Origin of the sequence: Gloeotrichia echinulata CP02, assembly GCA_038087035.1 — a bacterium.
Classification (GTDB): domain Bacteria; phylum Cyanobacteriota; class Cyanobacteriia; order Cyanobacteriales; family Nostocaceae; genus Gloeotrichia; species Gloeotrichia echinulata.
The window spans coordinates 2,018,608-2,044,796 of sequence record CP051187.1; the positions used below are offsets into that span (position 1 = coordinate 2,018,608).

19 protein-coding genes are annotated in these 26,189 nt (G+C 41.7%); 15 read left to right on the forward strand and 4 right to left on the reverse strand.

Features of this window, described 5'->3' with window-relative positions; translation table 11 throughout:
* Positions 1-81: 81 nt before the first annotated feature.
* Positions 82-1,290 (reverse strand): 3-dehydroquinate synthase, encoded by a 1,209-nt coding sequence (locus HEQ19_08880; GenBank protein WYL99624.1) that lies wholly within the window; start codon positions 1,288-1,290, stop codon positions 82-84.
* 63 nt (positions 1,291-1,353) lie between these two features.
* On the opposite strand from HEQ19_08880, the gene HEQ19_08885 reads away from it, so the two are divergent.
* Positions 1,354-2,073: an EboA family metabolite traffic protein gene (locus HEQ19_08885; protein ID WYL99625.1), complete on the forward strand. Its 720-nt coding sequence runs from the start codon at positions 1,354-1,356 to the stop codon at positions 2,071-2,073.
* Between the two features lie 86 nt (positions 2,074-2,159).
* Here HEQ19_08885 and HEQ19_08890 read toward each other — a convergent pair whose 3' ends face one another.
* Entirely contained in the window at positions 2,160-2,342 is a 183-nt protein-coding gene (locus HEQ19_08890) for a hypothetical protein (protein WYL99626.1), read from the reverse strand.
* Here HEQ19_08890 and HEQ19_08895 point away from each other — a divergent pair.
* The 5 genes from HEQ19_08895 to HEQ19_08915 all read left to right on the forward strand — a co-directional run bounded on the left by HEQ19_08895 (position 2,323) and on the right by HEQ19_08915 (position 8,044).
* Positions 2,323-3,228, forward strand: coding sequence for a TatD family hydrolase (locus tag HEQ19_08895; protein WYL99627.1), 906 nt, complete (start codon positions 2,323-2,325; stop codon positions 3,226-3,228). The genes HEQ19_08890 and HEQ19_08895 overlap by 20 nt on opposite strands.
* Before the next feature lie 117 nt (positions 3,229-3,345).
* On the forward strand, positions 3,346-4,227 hold the full coding sequence (gene eboC, locus HEQ19_08900; GenBank protein ID WYM03323.1) for a UbiA-like protein EboC: 882 nt from the start codon (positions 3,346-3,348) through the stop codon (positions 4,225-4,227).
* A gap of 9 nt (positions 4,228-4,236) precedes the next feature.
* Entirely contained in the window at positions 4,237-5,463 is a 1,227-nt protein-coding gene (gene eboE, locus HEQ19_08905) for a metabolite traffic protein EboE (GenBank protein WYL99628.1), read from the forward strand.
* A gap of 212 nt (positions 5,464-5,675) precedes the next feature.
* Positions 5,676-7,049 carry a nucleotide pyrophosphatase/phosphodiesterase family protein gene (locus HEQ19_08910; protein ID WYL99629.1) on the forward strand — a complete coding sequence of 458 codons (1,374 nt, stop codon included), beginning with the start codon at positions 5,676-5,678 and terminating at the stop codon, positions 7,047-7,049.
* A gap of 716 nt (positions 7,050-7,765) precedes the next feature.
* A complete protein-coding gene (locus HEQ19_08915; GenBank protein ID WYL99630.1) occupies positions 7,766-8,044 on the forward strand; it encodes a hypothetical protein in 279 nt (92 codons plus the stop codon).
* Between the two features lie 70 nt (positions 8,045-8,114).
* Here HEQ19_08915 and HEQ19_08920 read toward each other — a convergent pair whose 3' ends face one another.
* Positions 8,115-9,134, reverse strand: coding sequence for a TOBE-like domain-containing protein (locus tag HEQ19_08920; protein ID WYL99631.1), 1,020 nt, complete (start codon positions 9,132-9,134; stop codon positions 8,115-8,117).
* Between the two features lie 68 nt (positions 9,135-9,202).
* Here HEQ19_08920 and HEQ19_08925 point away from each other — a divergent pair, with 68 nt between their 5' ends.
* The 6 genes from HEQ19_08925 (at position 9,203) to HEQ19_08955 (ending at position 20,317) form a co-directional block, all read left to right on the forward strand.
* Positions 9,203-9,790: a Crp/Fnr family transcriptional regulator gene (locus HEQ19_08925; protein WYL99632.1), complete on the forward strand. Its 588-nt coding sequence runs from the start codon at positions 9,203-9,205 to the stop codon at positions 9,788-9,790.
* 834 nt (positions 9,791-10,624) lie between these two features.
* Positions 10,625-11,125, forward strand: a complete 501-nt coding sequence (locus tag HEQ19_08930) for a sterol desaturase family protein (GenBank protein WYL99633.1) — start codon at positions 10,625-10,627, stop codon at positions 11,123-11,125.
* Between the two features lie 706 nt (positions 11,126-11,831).
* Positions 11,832-13,589 (forward strand): ShlB/FhaC/HecB family hemolysin secretion/activation protein, encoded by a 1,758-nt coding sequence (locus tag HEQ19_08935; protein ID WYL99634.1) that lies wholly within the window; start codon positions 11,832-11,834, stop codon positions 13,587-13,589.
* Positions 13,590-14,315: 726 nt separating this feature from the next.
* The gene (locus HEQ19_08940) at positions 14,316-16,958 is read left to right on the forward strand and encodes an EAL domain-containing protein (GenBank protein WYL99635.1); all 2,643 of its coding nucleotides are present in this window, start codon (positions 14,316-14,318) and stop codon (positions 16,956-16,958) included.
* 1,115 nt (positions 16,959-18,073) lie between these two features.
* A complete protein-coding gene (locus HEQ19_08945) occupies positions 18,074-18,295 on the forward strand; it encodes a hypothetical protein (GenBank protein WYL99636.1) in 222 nt (73 codons plus the stop codon).
* A gap of 1,758 nt (positions 18,296-20,053) precedes the next feature.
* Positions 20,054-20,317 (forward strand): hypothetical protein, encoded by a 264-nt coding sequence (locus tag HEQ19_08955; protein ID WYL99638.1) that lies wholly within the window; start codon positions 20,054-20,056, stop codon positions 20,315-20,317.
* A 91-nt stretch (positions 20,318-20,408) separates the two neighbouring features.
* Here the strand turns inward: HEQ19_08955 and HEQ19_08960 are convergent, their stop codons facing one another.
* Positions 20,409-21,368 (reverse strand): glycerophosphodiester phosphodiesterase, encoded by a 960-nt coding sequence (locus HEQ19_08960; protein WYL99639.1) that lies wholly within the window; start codon positions 21,366-21,368, stop codon positions 20,409-20,411.
* A 502-nt stretch (positions 21,369-21,870) separates the two neighbouring features.
* Here HEQ19_08960 and ligA point away from each other — a divergent pair.
* The 3 genes from ligA to HEQ19_08980 all read left to right on the forward strand — a co-directional run bounded on the left by ligA (position 21,871) and on the right by HEQ19_08980 (position 26,188).
* A complete protein-coding gene (ligA, locus tag HEQ19_08970) occupies positions 21,871-23,940 on the forward strand; it encodes an NAD-dependent DNA ligase LigA (GenBank protein ID WYL99640.1) in 2,070 nt (689 codons plus the stop codon).
* A 251-nt stretch (positions 23,941-24,191) separates the two neighbouring features.
* Entirely contained in the window at positions 24,192-24,761 is a 570-nt protein-coding gene (locus tag HEQ19_08975; protein WYL99641.1) for a fasciclin domain-containing protein, read from the forward strand.
* Positions 24,762-25,009: 248 nt separating this feature from the next.
* On the forward strand, positions 25,010-26,188 hold the full coding sequence (locus tag HEQ19_08980) for a GNAT family N-acetyltransferase (protein WYL99642.1): 1,179 nt from the start codon (positions 25,010-25,012) through the stop codon (positions 26,186-26,188).
* Position 26,189 lies beyond the last annotated feature (1 nt).

Sequence of the window (26,189 nt, forward strand, 5' to 3'; positions counted from 1 at the left end):
CAAATAAAAAAACATCCTAATAAATAGTAGGGGCGCAAGGCCTTGCGCCCCTACCCCCTGGTTTATTTACCCGAGTTAAAGTCAATCCTCAAGTTCCGTAGCTTGCAAAAGTGAAATTGCTTGTCGGTACAAAGATAGATCCACTTGGTGAACTTCCATTCCCTGGCCGATTCCCTGTAGAAGCATAAGTGTCAATTTTCCCCCTAAGTGTTCGCGAAACTCGGTCAACCCCCAAAAAATACAGTCGGGATGGTTTGGCTGATCTAATTGCTCTGTCAACGCTGACACATATAAACTAAATCCTAATTTCTTGATTGTGGCGAGAATTTTTTTCCACTCAGAGGGTAAAAGAAGACCAGATAAATACGAATAAGTACTGTCTAAAGCAATGCCGATAGCCACAGCTTCACCATGACGCAGACTGTAATCTGTTAAATGTTCCAGTTTGTGAGCAGCCCAATGTCCAAAATCTAAAGGACGTGATGAACCTGTCTCAAAAGGATCGCCACCATTGGCAATATGCTCTAAGTGTAACTGGGCGCACCGATAGATCAGCCTTTGCATTGCATCCAGATCTCGATTAGCTAATTTATCGGCATCATTCATAATCAAATCAAAGAAATCCCCATCTTTGATCAACGCTACTTTAAGCGCCTCAGCAATACCAGAGCGCCAATCTCGATCATCAAGAGTGGTCAAAAAATCAAAGTCATTTAATACTGCATAGGGTGGACTAAATGTTCCCAAAAAGTTCTTTTTGCCAAAAGCATTGATGCCATTTTTGACACCTACACCCGAATCATTTTGCCCTAAAACTGTCGTCGGTACCCGCAGCAGACGAATTCCTCGGTGAGCAGTTGCAGCAGCATATCCAGCCATATCTAGCACAGCACCACCGCCAATTGCTAACACGTAGCAGTGACGGCATAATTTAACCTGATCAATCACCTGATGAATTTGTTCTAGAAATCTGGAATCGTTTTTGACTACTTCTCCACCGGGAACTACTATCGGCTCAACGCTCAAAGTTAGTACATTTTCATAATGCTTGGCATAAGCTGATAATTTTTCTAGAAAACCATCCTGGTATTTTAATAATCCTCCATCTACCACTGCTACCACTTGCTTTGGGGTTGTTTCCCTATCTGTGTCAATCACTTGAGCTAGTAAAGGATTTTCTAACTCAAACAATCCTCTGGTAAAATGAACATCATAATTAAAGGTAACACTGACAGATTGCTGAAGTGGTTGTAGACTAAATCTAGTATTTTTTGTAATGTTAGTTGGCATCGTTTTATACCCAAATGTTTTGCAGAGAATAACAAAATTCAGATACAGTAAATTTTAACAACTATGTCGGAAATTACTGATGATTTAAGTAGGGTGAACCATTTACTACATCACTGGTTGTTGCAGTGTACTTCCGATAAAGCCCTAAATTGGCTAGCACAGAAGCAAGCAGAAATTGCCAATGGTGCAAACCAAAGAGTATTTTTCGCAGCTTTTAGTGCTGTACCTAGGTATATAGGTAAACAGGATTTACAGCTATCACCCCAGGACTTAGAAATAGCCAAAACACTGCTTGCGGGTTGGGTTCCCAGTCATTGGAGTGCTGATCAGGTGGGGCGGACAATATTGCTTTTAGCTTTACCCCACAATGACATGGAGAAGTATATGCGATCGCTTGATCAAGTCTTCACCACTGCCGATATGGGAGAATTAATAGTCCTATATCAAAGTTTACCCCTATTACCATATCCAGAGTTACAACGCCAACGTGCTGCAGAGGGAATTCGCAGCAACATCGTAACTGTTTTCCAAGCAGTTGCACTACAAAACCCCTATCCGGCAAATTATTTAGATGATATTGCTTGGAATCAGATGGTGTTGAAGGCTGTATTTGTCAATAGTCCATTGCATCTGATTTGGGGTCTAGATCAACGTGCTAACCCCAAATTAGCCCAGATGTTAATTGACTATGCTCATGAACGTTCTGCAGCTAAACGCTCAGTTACGCCAGAACTATGGCGACTTGTGGAGCCATTTGCACTGGGGATTGGGAGTAAGGAGTAATGAGTAAGGAGTAATGAGTAATGAGTTAGGAGTTAGGAGTTAGGAGTTAGGAGTTGTAGGGTGTGTTACGGCGCTAGCGATGGCCGCTAATTTTTAGCTAAAAATTCCGAAATGCGCCGTAACGCACCGTCACAGTGAGCAGTGAGGAGTTTGGAGTTGGACAAATAACCAATGACAAATGACAAATGACAAATGACAAATGACAAATGACAAATGACAAATGACCATCTACTTAAGAGATATAACCTAATGTTTATTGATCCACACATTCACATGAGTTCCCGCACCACTTACGATTACATGGTAATGCGGGAGTATGGCATTGTTGCCGTCATTGAACCATCATTTTGGTTAGGACAACCCCGGACTCATGCTGCAACATTTAAGGACTACTTTAGCAGTTTAGTGGGGTGGGAAAGGTTTCGGGCTAGTCAATTTTGCATCCAACATTATTGCACAATTGGACTCAACCCAAAAGAGGCTAATAACGAAGCACTAGCTGCAGAAGTCATGGAATTACTACCGCTTTATGCATGTAAAGAGGGAGTAGTAGCTATAGGCGAAATTGGCTATGATGACATGACACAAGCAGAGGATAAATACTTCTGCCAACAATTAGATTTAGCTAAAGAAATTGATAGCCTAGTCCTGATTCATACTCCCCATCGCAATAAAAAAGCAGGTGCCAGCCAAAGCATGGATCGTTGTCTAGAATATGGTTTAGATCCGGCACAGGTGATTATTGACCACAATAACGAAGAGACTGTAGAAGAAGTTCTAGAAAGAGGATTTTGGGCAGCTTTTACAATTTACCCACACACCAAAATGGGTAACGCTAGAATGGTAGAAATTGTCCGTCAATATGGATGCGATCGCATTATCGTTGATAGTAGCGCCGATTGGGGTATCAGCGATCCTTTAGCCGTTCCCAAAACAGCTAAATTGATGTTAGAAAGGGGTATTTGTGAAGAACATGTCCAAGCAGTTTGTTATGAAAATGCCCTAGCTGCTTACAGTCAAACTGGGCAAATGCAAGCATCAGATTGGCTGAATCCCCCATCCATTGATCAGCGGCAGATGTTTGATGGTAATTCTGTATTACGGGGACAGGAACCAGGGATAGAATCAATTTCTCAATATCTGCTGATTGAATAGAAAATTTGCATATTCGCTATTCTAGGTTTGGGGGTTGGTTTCTAATAATGAAAAGGAGATAAATAAGTGAATATTGCCAATATGAATTTTCCCCACTTGCGGGGTTATCTAGAATTAATGCGCCCTGCTAACATTGTAACTGCTTGGGCTGATATTCTGGTTGGCTTTGCCGCCTCTGGTTCTGGGTTAATTATTGCTGACTTAATTAATAAAGAAGCAACTTATGTCAGCTTGATTCCCTTAGCCTGGTTGTTATTAGCTACTACCGGATTATATGGCGGTGGGATAGTTTTTAATGATGTTTTTGATGCAGAACTCGATGCTAAAGAACGTCCAACAAGAGCAATTCCTAGCAATCGCGTGTCTCGTCAAAATGCTACTATATTGGGAATAATATTATTGTGTATTGGCATTACTGCAGCCGCCCAAGTTTCGTGGTTGAGTGCAGTCATTGCTATCATCATCACATTTGCGGCTTTGTTGTATGATGCTCAAAGCAAACATCATTCCTTTTTTGGCCCTCTAAATATGGGTTTGTGTCGTGGCAGTAATTTATTATTAGGTGTAAGCGTCATCCCAGGAATGGTGTGGGAACGTTGGTATTTAGCGCTGATTCCTGTTTTGTATATCGCGGCGATTACTGCAATTAGTCAGGGTGAAGTTCATGGAGGTAAAAAAATTACAGGAATACTCGCAGTATTATTAATTTTAATCGTCCTGACTGCAGTTTTAGCCTTGGGAATGTTCACAGACTATACAGCTATAGCAGCATTACCATTCGCGATTTTATTAAGTATTCGAGTCTTACCCGTTTTTATCATAGCTGCCCTGGAACCAATTCCTGAAAAAATCAGAACTGCGGTGAAAGCAGGTGTCTTATCTCTAATTGTCTTGGATGCAACAATGGCCTCTGGTTTCGCTGGTTGGTATTATGGTTTATTAGTCTTAATTCTGCTACCGCTTTCAATGGCATTAGCAAAATTATTCGCTGTGACTTAAAATTAAAATATGAAGATTACAAGAAACCGCAACTTACACCTAACTTATTGTACCAATATTCATCCTGGGGAAACTTGGAAAGAAGTTTTAGCTAATTTACAAAAGTATATTCCCACTCTCAAATCAAGATTATCACCCGATGAACTTTTCGGCATTGGATTGAGATTAGCAGATTTAGCCGCAAGAGAACTTTTAGAAAGTGATAATTTAGCTCAATTTAAACACTGGTTAATTCAAGAAAATCTATATGTTTTTACCTTAAATGGATTTCCTTATGGCGGATTTCATCGACAAGTTGTCAAAGACGAAGTTTATGCACCAGATTGGTCAAAAATAGAACGTGTAGATTATACACTGCGGTTACTCAAAATTTTAGAAACTCTATTACCAGAAGGTATTGATGGGGGAATTTCTACAGTACCTTTATCATATAAAATTTGGTGGAAACAAGATAAAGAAGCTGGTGAGATAGTTTTCAAAACAAGCTGTCTACACATAGCATTAATTGTCGCCGAAATGATTCGCATTCACGAAACGACAGGAAAACTACTGCATTTGGATTTGGAACCTGAGCCTGATGGATTAATTGAGAATACCTCAGAAGTAATCGATTTCTTTCAAGATTATTTATTACCTATCGCTGGTACAGATTTAGCAGATAAATTAAATATTTCCCAGCAATTGGCGGAAAAATACTTGCTAGAACATATCAGAATTTGCTATGATACATGCCATTTTGCGGTAGAATATGAAGACCCAGCATCTGTATTTACTCGGTTGCAATCAGCCGGAATAAAAATTGGTAAAATTCAAATAAGTGCAGCAATTAAAGTTAACTTACCTACAGAAATTGAGCAACGTCGTTTGATATTTCAGCGATTACATCCCTTTGCAGATTCCACCTATCTTCACCAAGTAATAGAACGTCGCCCTGATGGTGAACTTTATCACTATCCTGACTTAATTACTGCATTACCACAATTAGAACAGTCTTTAGCTGAAGAATGGCGGACTCACTTCCATATTCCCATTTTTATTAGTGATTATCAACTTTTGCAGTCTACGCAAGATGATATTGTTACTGCTTTAAATCTCGTGCAAAAAAATCAAGCTTGTCAACATTTAGAAATTGAAACTTATACTTGGGATATATTACCACCAGAAATGAAAATAGATTTGCTAACTTCAATTCAGCGAGAATATGAGTGGGTATTGTCAACAATAGCCACCAATTAAGAGGTTGTTTATCAAGTAAAAATAAAATTCTTGTAGGGTGTGTTAGGCGCATATTTCGATATGATTTGTCACGAAAAATATGACATGAGCGCCTAACGCACCGTGTTATTTAGCGGTGCGTTAGGCTAAAGCCGTAACACACCCTACTGAAGATTTACTTGATAAATGGTCTCTAAGCAGGGATAAAAATCAAAAATCAAAACAAAAAAAATATGCAAAAAACAGTAGTTATAAATGTCGTAGGATTAACATCCAGTTTATTAGGTGAACACACGCCGTTTTTGTCATCTTGGGCGGCTAAAGGGGAAATAGTCCCAATTAAACCGATATTACCTGCGGTGACTTGTTCTGTTCAGGCTACTTATTTAACAGGAAAATGGCCTAATGAACATGGAATTGTGGGTAATGGTTGGTATTTTCGAGATGAATGTGAGGTGAAGTTCTGGAGACAATCTAATAAACTAGTAGAGGCTCCTAAAATTTGGGAAATAGCTAAATCTATTGACCCTAATTTTACTTGTGCCAACTTATTTTGGTGGTACAATATGTATTCATCGGTGGATTATGCGATTACACCGCGTCCCATGTATCCAGCAGATGGTAGAAAAATACCGGATATTTATACTAAACCTGCTGAGGTGCGATCGCCAATCCAATCTGATCTTAATCAATTCCCACTATTCAATTTTTGGGGACCAAATACTTCAATTACTGCTAGTCAATGGATTGCAAATTCAGCCAAATGGATTGAAGAACGCTATAGCCCTACACTCTCACTGGTTTATCTCCCGCACTTGGATTACTGCTTACAGCGATTTGGCTTAGATGAACAGCAAATTCAAGGAGATTTACAGGAAATTGATGCAGTTTGTGGGGATTTAATTACTTATTATGAAGCACGCAATACACAGGTAATTGTCCTTTCTGAGTATGGCATTACCCCAGTTTCCCAACCTATACATTTGAACCGCATACTCCGGGAAAATGGTTTAATTGCTGTGCGCGAGGAATTGGGACGAGAGCTACTCGATCCTGGTGCAAGTATAGCATTTGCTGTTGCCGATCACCAAGTTGCTCATATATATGTTAATGACCCGGCGTATATTTCTCAAGTTCGCTCACTTTTAGAAGGGGTTGGAGGGGTGGCTGAGGTATTAGATAAACAGGAGCAGCAAGCCTATCATATCAATCATGATAGATCAGGAGAATTAGTGGCGATCGCCCAGCCAGATGCTTGGTTTACATATTACTACTGGCTAGATGATAATCAAGCCCCTGATTTTTCGAGAACTGTAGATATTCACCGCAAACCTGGTTACGATCCTGTAGAACTTTTTCTCGATCCCCAATTGAAGTTTCCGCAAGGAAAAATTGCTCTGACGTTACTGAAAAAACAACTGGGTTTTCGCTATTTAATGGAGGTAATTCCTCTGGATGCTTCTCTAGTGCGTGGTTCTCATGGTGGTATTAGCAGTAACCCTGATAAAGGAGCGATATTTATCACTCATCAAAATCATTTAGTTGATACCAATATCATTGAGGCGACGGATGTTTGCTCATTAATTCTCAGACATTTGGGTACTTGAGATTAAGGGAGTAGCGAAAAATAAATTATAGCGTTTCCCGACAAGTACACCCGTAGGGGCACGGCAATGCCGTGCCCCTACACCTCGCGATATAATTTTGTAGCTGCCTTCTTTGCAGGTAAGCACCATATTTGCTCTCATTGGCGGTGCCGTATAGGCTATAAAGCACCCTACCATTGATTTGCTTTCTCATTTTGGTATTTTGAGCAAGCAAAATGACATATTGCTTACTCATTTTGCTTGATTGCTTACTCATTTCGGTAGATCACGCAATCATTTTGGTGTTTGATGCAGGCTCTCAAGCATATTAACTTCTCATTTTGCTTGATTGCTTACTCATTTCGGTAGATCACGCAATCATTTTGGTGTTTGATGCAGGCTCTCAAGCATATTAACTTCTCATTTTGCTTGATTGCTTACTCATTTCGGTGTTTGAGCCAAGCAAAATGCCTGATTGCTTTCTCAAAATGCCCTAACCGAAGGGTTCTTGCGTACTTAGCGTGCTAAATATGTTGAAAAATAAGCTTGAAATCCTTGCTGGGATAAGATGACAGCCATTATTTACTGCCTTTTAGGTCTGATGATTAAAATTTTGGCTATAAGCGCCTGTAAGCCTTGATTTTAAAACAAAGTTATCGACTGTAATTAAAAATTTAGCACGTTAAGTACGCAAGAACCTTCCTTTGCGCCTTTGCGCCTTTGCGTGAGATATAAAAATGTGGTTCATTTACCTGAAAATCGCTGTAAGAACCATTCGTGATCGCTTGCTGAAGAATGAACGGCAAGCTATTCGGCTACTCAAACTCTATCAGAAAATTTGGCATCAGAAAAAGGTGGTTGCAGTTGATAGCTCAGAAGAAAAGGAATTGTTATTGTCAGGGTTAGTAGTCAAGCGACAGGAACATATAAAAGTCCACAATCGTATTTATCAATTGGTTTTTAACGACAATTGGGTTGATCAGCTATTGCGTGGTTATGAAACGAAAGCTAGCTAACAAAATAGAATCAATATTTCCCAATTCTTCCTTGGCGATGGGGGAAGGGAAAGAACTCCCCTTCCTTCCACTACCCTATCGACGCATAAGCAGGAAACACCTTGGCATTCTTGGCTTTAACATAGACGCGCTGATTTTGTTTGAGATCGAGTTGAGAGAACTGTTCGCGGCTGAGGAGAGCGTTAATTCTCTGTCCTAAATTTAACAGCAAGTCCACCCGAATCTCCCAACCCAAGTGAATAATATGTTCCACTTTCGCAGGTGTACCATGATCATCCGCCTGAGTTTGAATTACAATATCATGGGGGCGCAAAAACACCTGATCCGATGGTGAGACTGAAGAATTTTCTAATTGGATACCAGAGTTACCAGATAGCACATTCACAGGTCCAATAAAGCTCATTACAAAAGGTGTTGCTGGATGGTCATAAATTTCCGCTGGTGTACCTACTTGTTCTACCCGACCTTTATTCATGACCACAATTTCATCCGCAACTTCCATTGCTTCTTCCTGGTCATGGGTAACAAATAAGGTCGTCACATTCACGCCTTCGTGCAGGTGTCGCAACCAAATCCGTAATTCTTTGCGGACTTTGGCATCCAAGGCACCAAAGGGTTCATCCAGCAACAAGATTTGTGGCTGAACTGCTAATGCTCTTGCTAATGCTACCCGTTGGCGTTGACCCCCAGACAGTTGCGAGGGATAGCGATCGCCCAGTCCTTGCAACTGCACCAAGTCCAAAAGTTCCTGCGCTCGCTGCTTAACCCTGTTTTTAGGCGCCTTGCGGAGTTCGAGAGCAAAACCAATATTCTCCCACACTGTCAGGTGCTTAAACAAGGCATACTGCTGAAACACAAACCCAATATGGCGTTCCTGCACCGACTTGTGGGTAGCATCTTCACCAGTTAGCAAGATTCTACCAGAGTCAGGGTTTTCTAACCCAGCAATTATCCGCAGCAAGGTTGATTTTCCAGAGCCAGAAGGTCCTAACAGCGCCACCAATGAGCCAGTTTTAAACTCTAAGCTCACTTGGTCAACAGCACAAAAAGAACCAAATTGTTTAGAAATATTCTCAACTACAATACCCATAGCTTCTGAGAACCTGATATATTTATATACTACGGTTAGTTTATCGGAAAAAAGTATTAAATACAATAATGTCTTTATACAAACCCTTGCACAATCAACACAGTAAAATTACTCAGAATATTTTTACACGGCGCTCATTCTTACCAGAACAGAATAATAGTCTCTGGAAAATTGAAACAGGTTTTGTCCGCACTTTCACTTATCTAGAGGATGGTACAACCGTCGCTTTAGGACTGTGGGGTTCGGGAGATATTGTCGGTAAAGTTTTATCCAGGTTAGAGCCATATCAAATGGAGTGTCTGACTAAAGTAGAGGCGACAATCTTACCTCTAGATGTGTGGGATCAACGTACAGAAACTTTGCTAGCACACATCCAACAGGCTGAAGAATTGATGGTGATTCGTAGCTATAAAAAAGTAGATACTATGCTGATCAAGTTATTGGCATGGTTATCTCAAAAATTTGGCTCAGAAGTTGACCAAGGACGTTTAATCGATATGCGTCTGACTCATGAAGACCTGGCAGAAATGCTTGGTTCCACGCGAGTGACCGTCACTCGCATCCTGGGGCAATTTGAGCAAGAAGGCTTAATTGAGCGTCTTTCTTTGCATAGAATTATACTGAAAGAAGAAGATATTTGGTACTATGAAATTTAGGCAATTTTAATAATACCAACCATCACAATCAAGCAATTTTGGATTTTAGCTTAAACAAAAATTCATCCCACACTCACTCGAATCAGTGTGGGATAGCTTGGGGATTTTAAATTGACGATAGCGTTGGGTCCGCGTCTGTCTACGACACGCTCCGCGTAAAGCCTGCGGTATAGCTCCGCTTACGCCTAGCGTCCCGCACTTAACGTAGAGAAGCCTGCATTCAGATCTTCTACTCGGTGTTAAGTTGATGATCTTAATTTTAGACTTGACATCGGTTATCATTCATGCATTTAAATTTTGCTAAATCTTATACATGTTTCTAGGGTTTTGCCAAGAACCACAAATCTGGTGTGAAAAATTCCCAAAAATATCTTAACCTAAATTTGTACCAATTTTAACTTAATCTTTGCTAATGCTGTAAGCGTTAATAAGAAGATTGTAAAGTCACTATGCTAAAATATGAAATTTGATTGGGGTTTAGATGTACCAATTCCATCAACCCAGAGCCAAAATCCAAATCGGAGGCTCTTATAAGTTGCTATTCAATACGTTAAGGATGATAAATTCATGAAACCGCAACTGCCCAAATTCAGTACATTCTGGGCAAAAAGAATTATGGCATAGATCCAAAATATGCATAGATGCGAAACATCGGAGTATACTACTTTGAGGGGTTTTCTAGGCAGCGTGTTAAAAAGATAATTTCGAGATGTGGCTTCCACAGTTGTATCAATTGCTGTCCTATCGAAGTAAGTGACCGTAGCATCTACATACCTAGCATGATATATGCATTTTTTTTCTTTGGAGTTTTCTTACTAAGCTTGAGGAGTACAAATGCTTGAGGCTATCGCTGTTGCTTGGCTATTACTGTTTTTTGGCGATTTCCTTTCAACCTTCGTTTACCACGTACCTGAACATGTTTTTGGTAGCCTCCACCTAAAAACGCACCACACCTGGAAAAAAGACTTCCGCCACTACGCCATTTTGACCTTAAATCCCCAAGTTCTATTAGATGGTATTTTGGGTGCCTTGCCTTATGTGCTAATGGCAATAGTTCTGTGGTCTTTTTCTCCCATCGGCGTCATCGCCGGACTACTTTTGGGTCAGTTTCATGTATGGTGGCGACACGTCAGTGTTTTGGATTGGCAAACTCCAAAGCCTATAAATGTTTTGTGTCAATTTTTATTCATTACAACTCCTGAAAGACATTGGCTACACCACCAAAAAACTAATCAGGGTTTTGGCGATATTTTCACATTCTTTGAACAACCGTCACTAGTCTGGTTACGCTGGCTACGCCTGCTCAGGATTCATTTCCGGTACTCTCGCATCTAGCCGAGGGATTCGCCAAGCCATAAAAACGTCTCTTTTCTTCGTGTTCTTCGTGCCTTCGTGGTTTAAAAATCATTCATTTTTAACCACAAAGACACGAAAACCAACGCCGACACTGAAATACCAGTTGACAAAAATACCATTATCCACGCACCAGAGCCTATAGTAGAAATTTAGGTGTGCATAATCTTTGCCAATAGTAGTCAGTAACCCAGCCCTAAAGGGACTGGGCTTGTAAGAGCAATCAAGCAAGCCGTACTGACCAGACCACCCTGAGCGTAGTCTTATGGTAGCCGTTATTTGAGTCACGACACCCTGGAATGCGTAGCTAGTTCCCTGCCCTGTCGCTTGTGATTAAACAGTTCTAAGGTCACTGAAACAGTGTTGCAAGCCTAACAAGCTCTGATAACTGGTCGAAGCTAACATTACCCCGAAAGGGAGGCTCCTCGGAGCAACACATTATGCGTACAGAGTTGGGAAATTTGAATCGGTAATTGTCCCGTTGAAAGTACATCACAAAAGTACCCCGAATTTCCTAACTCCAAGGCGGTAATGAAAAAATATTCAAAACGACTAAAGTCGCTCGTGTCGCTTCCCTCTCAGGGCTAAAGCCACTGAGTTTCCCGCATACCGTGAGGTTTTATGATTATCCCTACCAAAGCAATTACTGCTAAGTGCGATAGTTCCTGGTAAAAGTCAAATCAGTGTCATGAATCATCAATATCCTCAAAAGCTCGCTTTCTCCTGTTTAGATGTGAGTATATTTGTCTTAGTCGCCAGCATCAGTCCTAGCACCGTGAATGCACAGGCTATTAATCCTGCACAAATACCCAATCAACAACTCCCACCGCCACAGGATGTCCAACCACCTCAACCAACTCTTCCTTCACCCAAACCGCTACAGCCACTACCTCCACCATCAGAACTATTCCCCAGGACTAATCCTTCCATACCTGAACAGCCGCTTCCTGAGAAACTACCAGAAACTATCGTCGTAGAAAAGTTTAATATTATTGGCAGCACAGTCTTCACTCCCAAAGAGTTAGCCGAAGTTACTGCCAAATTTACCAACACGCCGATCTCCCTGGCGGAAGTTTTTCAGGCTCGTTCTGAAATCACCAACTTATACATCAAAAAAGGTTACATTACCTCTGGTGCTTATATTCCAGCCCAAACGATTAAATCTGGTGTGATCACAATTCAGGTTATTGAAGGTAAATTGGAAGACATCCAGATAACTGGTACTCAGCGACTGAATCCCAATTATGTGCGTAGTCGCCTAGCAATAGCCACCTCAGCGCCTCTAAATCGAGAACGTCTACTAGAGGCCTTGCAACTGTTACAAATCAATCCTTTGATTCAAAATCTCTCTGCTGAATTGTCAGCCGGGTCGCGTCCGGGGGCGAGTGTGTTACAAGTCGAGATCAAAGAGGCAAAATCTTTTAGTATCCAAGCAATTTTGGATAATGGGCGATCGCCTAGTGTTGGTAGCTTCCGCCGCCGATTAGAATTGAGTGAAGCCAATTTACTGGGAATTGGCGACGGTCTGAGTTTAGCTTACACTAATACTGATGGTAGCAATATCTTTGATGCCGCCTACACATTGCCCCTCAATCCTCATAATGGGACCCTCTCCTTCAACTTTGGTACTACATCAAGCAGAGTTATTGAACGTCCTTTCAACATTTTAGATATCCAATCGACTTCCCAATACTACGAACTGACATACCGCCAGCCATTATTGCAAACTCCCACCCAAGAATTTGCCCTGGGCTTGACGGCTTCTCGTCGCGAAAGTGAAGCTTCTTATATCGCCGGACCTTTTCCCGCACTAGGATCTGATCAAAATGGAAGCACGCGCATATCTGCATTGCGCTTTTTTCAAGAATGGACCACTCGCAACAGCCGCCAAGTTATCGGCCTGCGATCGCAATTCAACGTGGGTGTAGGTGCATTTAATGCGACAATTAATGAAAACGTTCCCGATAGCCGCTTTTTCTCGTGGCAGGGGCAAGCCCAGTGGGTACGTCTCTTGGCTCCTGATACCTTGCTGTTACTCCGTGCAAATACTCAACTGGCATCCACAAGGCTTCTCCCTTTAGAACAGTTAGGCTTAGGTGGTCTGGACAACGTGCGTGGCTACCGTCAAGATTTCCTGCTGACCGATAACGGCGCTGTTGCATCTGCGGAACTGCAAATACCTATTCTCCGCTTACCCCAGATAAATAGCATGTTAAAGCTTACCCCCTTTGTTGATGTTGGCGTCGCCTGGAATAATAACCCACGAGATAATCCAGACCCTAATCCTAATACCTTGGCGTCGGTTGGTCTTGGTTTACGCTGGACACAGGGCGATCGCTTCACGGCTCGTCTTGACTGGGGAATTCCTTTAGTGTCTGTTAACTCTAGTCCAGGCACCTGGCAAGAAAACGGACTGTATTTTTATTTACTTTACAATCCTTTTTAAAGAAAGGGTTTTTACTTAAATCAACGACTGATTTATTCTCATTTTAAATTCATTAATTATAGTGGTTTCCTATTAGGCAAGGTAAAAAAATCAAAAATAAATTCCTCTAGAAGTTCTGCGTTCCTACAGCGTCGGAGTTATTCCTATCGACAATTGAGACGCTGATAATTACTTACCCCAGTCAGAACCGTCTGGAGGTTTGTTATAGTACTTTACCCATAATTTATTTATTCTCTTGTTCACACGGATAAAACCAAATTTTATGAGAATAAATATTTTTTGGGAATAAAAAAATAAATTTATCAATAAATAATAAAAAAACATCTCTAGTCTTATAGGGATTGATTTTTTTATCCGCGTTTTACTTGCTTGTTCTTTACGCAAACAGAAAAAAAAAATCCGCAAATATACCATGTAACATATCAGGCATTTGATTCTATCGTAGAGATTGAAGACAAAAAAGTCGATAACAGTGTCCGAAAGGCCAAAAGTTGCCAATTTTGTTCGTAATTTGAAATTATAGCTATGATTTCCAGTGGAAAAACTTAAATTTTGCACCTAGCCCTCACGACTAAAACTCCCGGCTATACAAACCGCAGTGTCCCCCACCGAAGGATTCCCTGACCCTTCCCCTAATCAAGAGAAAATCAAAGCTTAAAGTCAGGAATTATGGGAGTAGCATTTTTCAAACAAAGACCCAAATAGATGAGAACATGAGGAAAAAGTATGCCAGATAATGAGCGGGAAAAAATACGCCACCTGTTGGTTGTTCAAGACCAGCAAGGAGAGCGAACTATCCCCCTTCAAGAGGCTACTTATTCTGTCGGACGGGATTTGAGTAATGCTATTGTACTGCATTCCCGATCAGTATCGAGACAACATACCATTTTATTGCGGGTAACGCTTCCAGAGACTGAGCGATATGGTTTTCGGATTATTGACGGTAACTTCAAGGGCAAAAAAAGTACTAATGGCTTATTTGTTAATGGTAATAGATGCTATTATCACAACCTCCAGAATGGAGATGTAATTAACTTTGGCAATCATCAGGTCTATGCTAAATACTATGCTATTTCCAACCTTGACGAACAAATATTTTCTCAATCATTTGAAGTTGAAGACCTGTCTGGTTTCCTATCACAGCAAGCAAATTCTGTCAATTCTTTTGAAACTCTAGTAGCCGCCGATCCTATCATTGAAGGAGCAAGTGAAAGCGCCCTAGCTCGCCTAGCATCCTTCCCAGAACTCATACCTAATCCGATTATCGAAATCGATATAGAGGGAACAGTGATTTATCTCAATCCAGCGGCTGCTCTCAAGTTTCCCAAACTGCGGGAAATTGGGAAGCAGCACCCCATATTAGCCGGACTACTATCTGCAATTGAGAATCGACAAGCAAATTCTTTTGTTCGGGAAGTGGAAGTTGGCAATGAAGTTTTTGAACAATCGATTCATTACCTTCCTGAAAGTGATTTAATTAGAACTTTCATTGTTAGGGATATTACAGCCCAAAAGCAAGCCGTCGCAGAACTGCACCAGCGCGATCGCCTACTACAAGCAGTCGCCGAAGCGGCAAATTACTTGCTGACAGAAATGAACTACGAGAAGGGCATCGAGAAAGCTCTAGCGGTTCTGGGTGAAGCAGCCGAGGCGGATCGCGCCTATCTGTTTAAGAACCATATAAACCCTACCACAGGGGAAATAACGATGAATTTGTGGTTGGAATGGTCACGTTCAAACTTTGAACTTTCCCGTCGCCACTGGCACAATCAGCCTTATGAGTCTTCTGGATTAGCCCGTTGGTATACAGCCCTCTCTAGTGGCGAGTGCATTAGTGGACTCACCCGAGAATTTCCCCTTGCAGAACAACAACTCCTCACCCAAGACGGTATTCAATCTCTCTTCCTCGTACCACTGTGCTTAGAAGATACTTTTTGGGGTTATTTAGGTTTAGCAGACTGTTCAGAGGAACGTCGCTGGTCAAGGCATGAAGAATCCACCATCTTAACAATGGCAGCCAGTATCAATGGTGCTTGGCAGCGTCAGCAAGTTGAGAAAAAAATTCGCTATCAAGCTCTTCATGACCTACTCACCGGATTACCTAATCGCCTACTATTTTACGAGTTGCTGGGTAAAGCCTTACCTAACGCCGTTCGGAATGGGGAAAGTTTGGCTGTGATGTTCCTCGACTTGGATCGTTTCAAAGTCATTAATGACACTCTAGGGCACAGCTTAGGAGATAAATTATTGCAAAGTGTCGCCCTCAGATTGAGAGATGCTCTCAGAGAAGGAGACACCGTTGCCCGTTGGGGCGGTGATGAGTTTACGATCCTACTACCCCAAGTCAATCATGTTGACGAAGTTACTCAGGTGGCTTGGAGAATGCTCAAAAATTTAGAAGATCCTTTCTATCTCGAAGGGCATGAACTTTATATAAGTGCTAGTCTAGGCATAGCTCTACTCAGTGATATCACTCCTGATGTCGAAACCCTCATCCAGCACGCGGATGCCGCTTTATATTACGCCAAGGACGCCGGTAGGAATAACTTCCAGTTCTACACCTCTTCCCTCAGTCCCAAAACTCCAGAAATTCTGACTTTAGAAAAAAGCTTACGCTATGCCCTAGAACGGGAAGAATTAAAGTTGTACTACCAGCCTCGGATTAACATCATCTCTGGGGAAATTACTGGGATGGAAGCACTGTTGCGCTGGCAACACCCGGAAATGGGACTGGTAGCCCCCACAGTTTTTATACCCCTGGCCGAGGAAACTGGATTAATTGTGGCGATTGGAGAATGGGTATTACGCACCGCCTGTAGCCAGAATAAAGCTTGGCAAGATGCTGGATTTCCTCCAGTGACTATCGCTGTAAATCTCTCTCTCAAGCAGTTTCGCCAACCACAATTAGTGGAAACTTTGAAGAGTATTTTAGAACAGACGGGGCTAGATCCAAAGTATTTAGAGTTAGAAATTACAGAAAGCACCGCCATTGAGGATCTAGGATTCACCACAAATGTGTTGCAGGATCTCAAGAAAATGGGGATTTACCTCTCGATTGATGACTTTGGGACTGGTCATTCTTCCCTCTCCCGCTTACAAATGTTACCTCTCCAGCATCTGAAAATTGACAGGTCTTTCATCCAAGAATTGACAAGTAATAGCAAAGTAGCTCATATTATCAAAGCCATTGTTACCTTAGGGCAAAGTTTGGGGATGCGGCTGACCGCAGAAGGCGTAGAAAAGCCAGAGGAATTGGAATTCTTGAAATCTATTCACTGCGAGGATGTACAGGGTTTCCTGTTCTATCGCCCCCTGTCTGCCCAAAAAGCCACAGAAATCCTCCAAAATGAACAAACAAAGCTGGAATAGAGAACTCCACCCACGGAGCGGAGTTTTTGGGACTGGGGTCCGGGGACTGGGGTTTGGACTAATCACCGTGCCAATTATTTAACTGTCTATTGTAGGTTTTAGTCAGCTATTTGCCTAAGTTAAGATTAAGAAGAAAGTGATAATAAATTTTTTCTTTGACCCATGAGTTCAAATTTAAACCAACTAAGCATATATTTTTGCTGGACTACTACTCTGCTGAGAAATTAATCGCCAACTCTACAATCAAGCTTTTCTTAAACGCAAAGATTGCTGGATAATGGTATCCGCAGTATCTTAAAGGTATTGCTTTGTACTTAATTAATATAAATAATAATAGTACTGATTTGATATAGAAATTCGGTTTTTTTTGAAAGAATATAAGTATCTGTAGGCTCGGCATTACCCACCACATCCAGGGTTTGGTGGGCAATACCCAACTTAACTTTCTTTAAGCCTCTTAACCCCTCTAATGCAGTGGCGCCGCTACTTGTATTTCAAAAATAAAATAGTAGCCTTATATATACATTATTTTTGGTAAGAAGCACTCAAGTCTTCTCCAAATAAAAAATACTCAATTGCAACTTTTTACAGTTGATTCTTGAGTGTTGACTGCAAACTGTCAACACTCAAAAATCGACGAACTCAAGTAATTGTCTTGATTTTTTAATAATACAAAAGTAAACTTAGACACTATATTTATTGATTTTCATTTTTGACAAAAAATATATTTGTCGTGTCATGATTTTTACATTTTACGGTTTTTAATCAAGTAATTTTAAATAAAAAAATGCCAATTGTTGTTGTAGGCTGGGCGTCTCACAGATCCATTAATCAAGGTGGGCGAGACGCCTAACCACAATAAACTTGGCATTATTTTTTGTCATTACTTAAGTGGATATTTTTATCCATTTAAACAGTGTTGAAATAATTTACATCAGCGTTGTTGAAATTACTTAATTTTTTCGGAACTTCACATAAGCTTTGTATGAAATACATGAATATTTTATGTAGATAGACTCTAGAAAAATTATGATTTTTATGTACCCTCTTAAATCAATTAAGACGGTAAGTAGTTTGACATTAAACTCATCCCAACAATTACTTAGTTTTTTAACATGGAATACTTTGCATCTTTGATTTTGTTATTGTTCTTGGGTGGTTCTGGCGATAGTAATAACCAAACAACCCCTAGTTTGGTTTCCCAAGGCGATCCACAAGCAGTATCCGAACCGGCGGATGGAGTAATGGCGATGGCTGTGGGTGGAACAGTGATACTGTTCACCCTCAGAAAACTTTCTGGAAAAAAGTCATCATCTTCCTCCTTAGCAGAACTTTAAAATTGCTCTTCCTTGGGGTTAATACCCTGACGGGGTGCAATAAATTACGGGCTAAAGGTACACAACCATTCAAACCGGTTCAAAATTTAGTGTAGTCATCCAAAAAAATGGCTATGTTTTTCAGATAAAAATTGATTTCAGGGCTGAATCTTGAAGAATTTGCACATTGGGAATACTCCCATTACTTGGTTGGTTCAACTCAAATCCCTCTTTTGAATTTATAGAAGAAGTGTGATGGGAAAGACCATACTAAGATCCTGATGATCATGAAACTGATCGTGAGTCAAGTTGACTTAGTATCAAGATGACGATGCTCTTCAACCCTTTGTGACAGCATGGCATACTCGATCAGGACAAAAGTCAAGCAATTAAATGCTGGATCGAGTACCTTAGAAGGCTGAGGCTGTCGAATTAGGATATAAGCTTTGAAACAACTTTACATAACTTGTAGTTCTCTTCATCGTCAATGATCGGCTGGTGTTCACAAATCGAAAGCTTTTTGCTGCAGCAAAAAATTTTTTCGGTGATTGTATGTAGGATTTATCAGTTAACTTGACTGATAAATACAGTGATACTCAATAGGTTGTGAAAAATATTAGTGGTGGGTGTTGACGGTTAACCGTTGACGCCTCTATGGAAGTTACCAAAAAAACTGGGTCTAGAGCCGCCGTCCTTCTAGGACGGCTTTTTGGTAAAATAGTGGCAACAGGCAGGGCATTGTCTGTCGTTGCTCAGTGATGTAAGACGGGCTATGCCTGCTATTGCTGTTTGAATCCAGAATCCCTGAACTTTCAGATCAGGGAGTATGTCAATAACTCCTACACGGATTGCTATCATAACTGGTTCACCCGATTGGGTTTATGCGATCGCGGTATCGAGAATATACCCAGAAAGCAGAGACTAGTAAAAAGCGGCAAAATTCAAACTTAGCTAGTTCAAAATCCCTAACTTCGGGGATTTTGAGCCTTGCTGGGATGCTTTACCTATGCTGCACTAGTTTGATCTCCTGGGTGGAGATTCTCACAGCAGCAAAACCCTCAAACTGGCTATGATCGGGAACAGGGAACAGGGAAAACTAAACCGCCCACAAGGGACGTTAGCGCAGCGGAACGTAGTTCGGCTTTAAACCTTACCTCTTTTCGTAAAATTATTGCATACATCAAGTTTCCAACAACAGACTAACATTCTGCTATCCACAATTGCTGCCAATTTGCCAGAAATAATTTTCCCAATTCTGGACAAAAAACAACTAAGTTAGGAATTACGCATGAGTAAGTCCTACCTTTGTGGGTGGAGTTTTTTATCTTTAGCATTAAAGCTGCGTGTCATATTTTTTCGTATGGGTTATCAAGAGGAGCCAGCACCCGTAGCGATCGCAACTTGTACCCCTACGCTTAAGCACTAGGTAGCGCAATGTCTCCGACAAAAGAGGACTGGCTCTCAAAAGTCAAGGGTAAAAATCTAGCTTTTTTACCCTTGACCTTTGATTTTTGACCACCATAGCGGAAAATACATGTGCCAGATGCGTAAATCCTAATCCTGTGTGAATACGTAATAAATCCAAAATTTTACATAAACTTTGTATTAAATACATCAATATTTTATCTAGATTAACTCTATTAAAATTATCCTTTTTGTATGCTGTCTTACTTTAATGAAGACAGACATTATTCCGAAAATATACGTAAAGCAGGAAATGCTGAGTTTTTTATCATGGATATAATCTTCGGTGCACCTTTATTGCTTTTATTACTTTTTATGAACGGATCTTCCAGTAATAATCAAGCACAGCAAACAGCAGTCCGAGAGATTATGAACGGATCTTCCAGTAATAATCAAGCACAGCAAACAGCAGCCTCACAGAATCAACAAACGCAAATACCAATCTCGACTAGCCTTCCGATTATCCACCAAGGTAATCTATCTTCACCAGCAGTACCAGAACCGTCTGATCTATCTCTGGCGATCGCAGGGGGTGGAGTAGTGATACGGTTCAATTTACGGAAGCGGTTTGGGAAATAGCCATCATCTTTGTTGATAGGACTTGCGGTCTGGGTTTGGGGGTGAGGTTTTTTATTATGGGTAGTTAACTGGACATAATATAATTACTAAACTAGCTCATATCTGGAAAGTCACTAAATACGCCATCAATTCCTAAACTGAAAAATAATTCATATTCGCCTTGAGGATTTCCTAAAAAATCCCAAGGTAAAAATAAATCTTCATTGCGGAAAGTCCAGACATGAACCAACAAAGAAACTGTATGAGCATCGTTAACTAAAGATGTCGGCGACAGCAACTTACCAGCGCTATCTCTGGGAACGATAAGGTTTTTATTGACCCCAATCGCCTGTGCATATTGAGCAATTTCCGCCAACCCGGATGCAGTCACCAAGTCTGCATAGGTACGGTCATCGCCACTGACGACAAAATCATAAGGTTTCCCGCTGTCATTGAGCAATTGTACCAAAGGTAAATCTGTTTTTGTCGATAAATCTTTAAGATTACTCACTTCAAAAGACTGGATGAATACAGGTGCATTAGCCCCCTGATAACCGTTTGCTTGCAAATTTGCTAACAAAGGTTCTTCCAGTGATAAACCTATAGATTTAAAGTAAGTTGGGTGCTTTGTTTCTGGATAGATACCAATTATGCGACCAATTTCTGTACCTTTGCTTTTAGCTAAATCGATGATTTCTTGCAGTGTCGGTATTTCCAATAATCCATCATAGACGGTATTTTGTGGACGCAATTGAGGAATTCTTTCTTTGGCTTTGAGTGTTTTCAGTTCTGCGAGAGTAAAGTCTTCAGTAAACCAGCCTGTTTTGGATTCACCATCAATTATCTTTGTCGTTTGACGGTGAGCAAATTCTGGATGATTAGCAATATCGGTGGTTTGGGAAATTTCATTTTCATGACGAGCTATTAAAACACCATCTTTAGTAGAAACCAAATCTGGTTCAATATAATCAGCCCCCAATGCGATCGCTAATTCATAGGCGGCTATTGTATGTTCAGGACGGTAGCCACTAGCACCGCGATGTGCGATGATAATTGGATTTGTGCTAGGCAAAGTTTTACTCCCTTCCCGGTCTAAGATTACCTATAATTTTCCTTCTTCTCTACGTTAAGAGCGGGACGCTACGCGTAAGCGGAGCTATGCCGCAGGCTTTACGCGTAGCGTGTCGAAGACAGACGCACTCGCGTAAAGCCTAAAGAGCGGGTTCTGCTCTGCAGTATGCAGAAGCTCAAAATTATTTCCCTACGGGACGCTCCGCGTTCGCGTAGCGTCCCGTAGGGAACGGTAATCTTCCAGCGGTTCGGGAGTAATCGATATCCTTTACCAACCAAGTCATCAAAAGTAGCTTGATATTGAGCGGATGTCAACCCGTGTCGCGCCACGATCTATTGATGGAGGACGACGATTCACATTCAACGGAGTAACCTGGAAAAGTATCTCAATGCCTACAAATTAGAAGTTTGAGGCTATACGAACGGCTTCCGGTAAGGTAGCCTGCGTCATTCGGCTTAATTGTCTATAATTTTGATTCGCTAGGTATTTTGCAATCAGTCTCATGATACAGATTCATCCTGAAATCAAGCGCATAGAAGAACTGCGCCAGTTGTTGCAACAAGCAAGCTATGCTTATTATGTCCTAGATGCACCAATTATGGAGGATGCAGTCTATGACCAGCTGTATCGAGAATTGCAACAGCTAGAAACTCAGTATCCCGAATTGGTGACTCCCGATAGTCCCACTCGGCGCGTGGGTGAGAAACCCGCAACACAGTTTACCTCGGTACGCCATAACATCCCCCTGTACAGTCTGGAAAATGCATTTAACCTTGATGAGTTGCAAGGATGGGATCAGCGCTGGCGCCGACAAATACCCCCCCTTCATCTCCAGGGAGAACATGATGGGGTAGAATATGTCTCGGAACTCAAAATAGATGGTTCGGCGATCGCACTTACCTATCACAATGGTATTCTAGTTAGAGGTGCAACTAGGGGTGATGGGGTGATGGGTGAAGATATCACTCAAAATATCCGCACAATTCGCTCAATTCCCTTACGTTTGAATTTAGATAGTTTTGAAAACCTGGAAAAGGTGGAGGTGCGCGGTGAGGCTTTCTTACCTTTGGATGTATTTAAACAAATCAACGAAGAAAGACAAAAAGCCGGTGAGCAGTTATTTGCTAATCCCCGCAATGCCGCAGCTGGTACACTCAGGCAATTAGACTGCCGCATTGTAGCCCGACGGCGGTTAGATTTCTTTGCCTACACGCTGCATATTCCTGGTATGGATGACGCCAGTATTGCCAATACCCAATGGGAAGCGTTGACATTGTTAGGAAAGCTCGGTTTTCGTGTCAACCCGAATCATAAGCTATGCTACTCCATAGCAGAAATCGGCGAATATTACCAGGATTGGGATACAAAAAGACTAAATTTAGCTTACATGACTGATGGGGTAGTAGTCAAGCTAAATTCGTTTAAGCTACAGGAACAGTTAGGATTTACCCAAAAATTCCCCCGGTGGGCGGTGGCGTTAAAGTATGCAGCCGAAGAAGCACCCACCCGCGTGGAAAATATCGCCGTGAATGTCGGGAGAACGGGGGCGTTAACACCGTTAGCAGAAATGCGCCCTGTACAATTAGCGGGGACGACGGTTTCCCGTGCTACCTTACATAATAGCGATCGCATCTCCCAATTAGATATCCGCATTGGCGATACTGTGATTGTCCGCAAAGCTGGCGAAATCATCCCCGAAGTGGTAAGAGTAATCAAAGAACTCCGTCCGGCTGACGCTCAACCCTTTGTTATGCCTACCCATTGCCCAGTTTGTGGTCAATTGGTGGTGCGGGAGTTAGGCGTAGCTGTCACCAGATGCGTTAATGCTTCCTGTGCTGCAATTCTCAAATGCGCCATTGAACATTGGGTAGGTCGTGATGCTTTAGATATTAAAGGTATGGGTGAAAAACTGGTGCATCAACTCGTGGATAAGGGTTTAATTCACTCCGTTGCCGATTTATACGACTTGACAGAAACCAAGTTATGTGCATTAGAAAGAATGGGAGAAAAATCGGCACAGAAATTAATCGATGCGATCGCCCAATCGAAACAACAACCTTGGTCACGGGTATTATATGGTTTAGGCATCCGTCATGTTGGCAGTGTCAATGCTCAATTATTGACCCAGAAGTTTCCCACAGTAGACAAATTGATTGGTGCCAGACAGTCAGATATTGAGAGCATTTACGGTATAGGCGTCGAAATTGCCGAATCTGTATATCAGTGGTTCCAGATTAGCGCTAATCAAACTTTAATTGAACGCCTACAAGCAGCAGGGTTACAATTAGCTACGACAGAAGAACCAAAAGCTGTTGGTGTTGGCGCAGCCTCACGCAGTGATGGTAATCAAAAGTTAGCGGGTAAAACCTTTGTGGTTACGGGAACCTTACCAACTTTAAAGCGCGACGAAGCAAAAGCGTTAATTCAACAAGCTGGGGGGAAGGTGACTGATTCGGTGAGTAAAAAGACCGATTATTTGGTTGTCGGCGAAGATGCAGGTTCTAAGTTAGAAAAAGCAATAGCTCTGGGAATTACCCAGTTGAGTGAAGCGCAGTTGTTAGAAATGCTATAGTAATCCTACTACTCTGTCAAGATAAAAATGATGGACTGTAGTGCGGGCATCTTGCCCGCGTGAGCGAGACGCTCACACTACCAAAAATCCCTCAAAACAAAATTGACAGACTACTACGTCAAATCCGGTTAAATGAACACACAAACGGTAGGGAACCCATTTGCGTAAGTCCTATGAGATTTAGCTACATTTTTTTGTAAAGATGCTGTAACATAACTATGTACAAAGTTATGTGAGAGGAGTGATAAACAATGACTAACCAAAAATCTCGACGCTTGGTTGGTAAAACAATTGGGATTGCGATCGCAGCTGCTAGTATTCTCCTCAGCGTTCCCAGTTTTGCTGGTAAACCCGCTCATACATCAGATCAACCCACTCATTCCCAGGCGGCAACTGCTCCTGGTACTATAGTTGAAGTTGCCAGCAAAGCCCGTAATTTCAAGACTTTAGTTGCAGCTGTCAAGGCAGCAGGTTTGGTAGATACACTGTCTGGTCAAGGTCCATTTACCCTATTTGCGCCTACAGATGCTGCATTCGCTAAACTACCAAAAGGCACGCTAGAAAAACTACTCAAGCCGGAAAACAAGGAAACTTTAGTCAAGATTTTGACATATCATGTTGTTTCTGGGGCAATTGATTCTAAAACCATCAAGCCTGGTGAAGTCAAGACGGTTGAAGGTAGCTCAGTTAAAGTGACTTTGACTAAGAAGGGTAGTGTCAAGGTTGATAAAGCCAGAGTCACCAAAGCAGATGTCAAAGCCAGTAATGGTGTAATTCATGTGATTGATCAAGTACTGATTCCTAAAGATGTGAAACTGTAGTCATCTGTCACCACATCTAATATCATGTCCGGGAGCTTACCCATTATACCCGCAATGTAGAGACGTTACATGTAACGTCTCTACAGAATATTTTATTACGGTCATATAACCGGACATGATATAATTTGACTCTTGACAAACCTCATGAGTGGTAGGTAGGGGCGCAAGGCCTTGCGCCCCTACGACGATCTATGGTTATTGCATAAAAATTGGTGTAATTTTGAATTTTCAATTGGGAGCGCAGGGACGTGACGGCTCAATTTGAATACAGCAGACTTAGCCATCCAGACGATGTTGAACAGCTTGGGAGTATTCTGTCCCAGTGTTTTATCGGTTCATCTGGTGAGGAAGAACTCTACATCAACAGAATTGGCAAAGATAATTATCGCATAATCCACAAAGATCAGCAAGTCGTAGGTGGATTGGCGATTATGTCGATTGGTCAGTGGTGGGGTGGTCAGCGTGTACCGATGGCTGGAATAGCCGCCGTGGGTATTGCTCCAGAATATCGTGGAGATGGAGCGGCGATCGCACTTTTGCACCACACCCTCAAGGAACTTCATGGTAATGGTGTACCCATCTCTGTTCTTTATCCAGCTACTCAACGCCTGTACCGCAAAGTGGGGTATGAACAGGGGGGTAGCTATTGTCTTTGGGAAGTCCCGACTGAAAGTATTCAGAAAAGAAACCAACCCCTACCGTTGACACCAGTAGTACCAAGCAACCCAAAAGTCTTTTTTGACCTATATCAGCAGCAAGCAAAACGGAATAATGGATATCTAGATAGACATCCAGTCATCTGGGAGCGACTTATTACCACACAAAAGCAAGAACGACTTTTTGCTTATCTCATCGGGACTTGTGACCAACCCCAAGGCTACATTATTTTTACCCAAGAGCGCACAAACAATGGCACTATCCTGTGGGTGAGAGATTGGGTAATTCTCACAAATGCAGCTAGTGAAAGTTTTTGGTCTTTTATGACCAATCATCGCTCCCAAATCGAACAGGTGCGATGGCATAATTCTGCGATTGATTCTCTAACATTATCACTACCAGAGCAAACTGCGAAAATATTGCGTCAGAAGTACTGGACGCTCCGAGTGCTAGATGTCGCTAAAGCTTTAGAGGCGCGGGGTTATTCAGTCGGAATTCAAGCTGAACTACACTTAGAAGTTAAAGATGACCTCCTAGCAGCAAACAATGGTAGATTCATTCTATCTGTCGCTAATGGACGTGGTGAAGTCACAAGCGGTGGTAGGGGTGAATTACAGCTAGACATTGGCGCCTTAGCACCATTGTACACCGGCTTGTTTACTCCCTACCATTTACAACTAGCGGGAAAACTCGATGGGACCGAAACAGCCTTATTAGCAGCCACCTTAATTTTTGCAGGTTCATCGCCTGGAATGCCAGATTTCTTCTGAA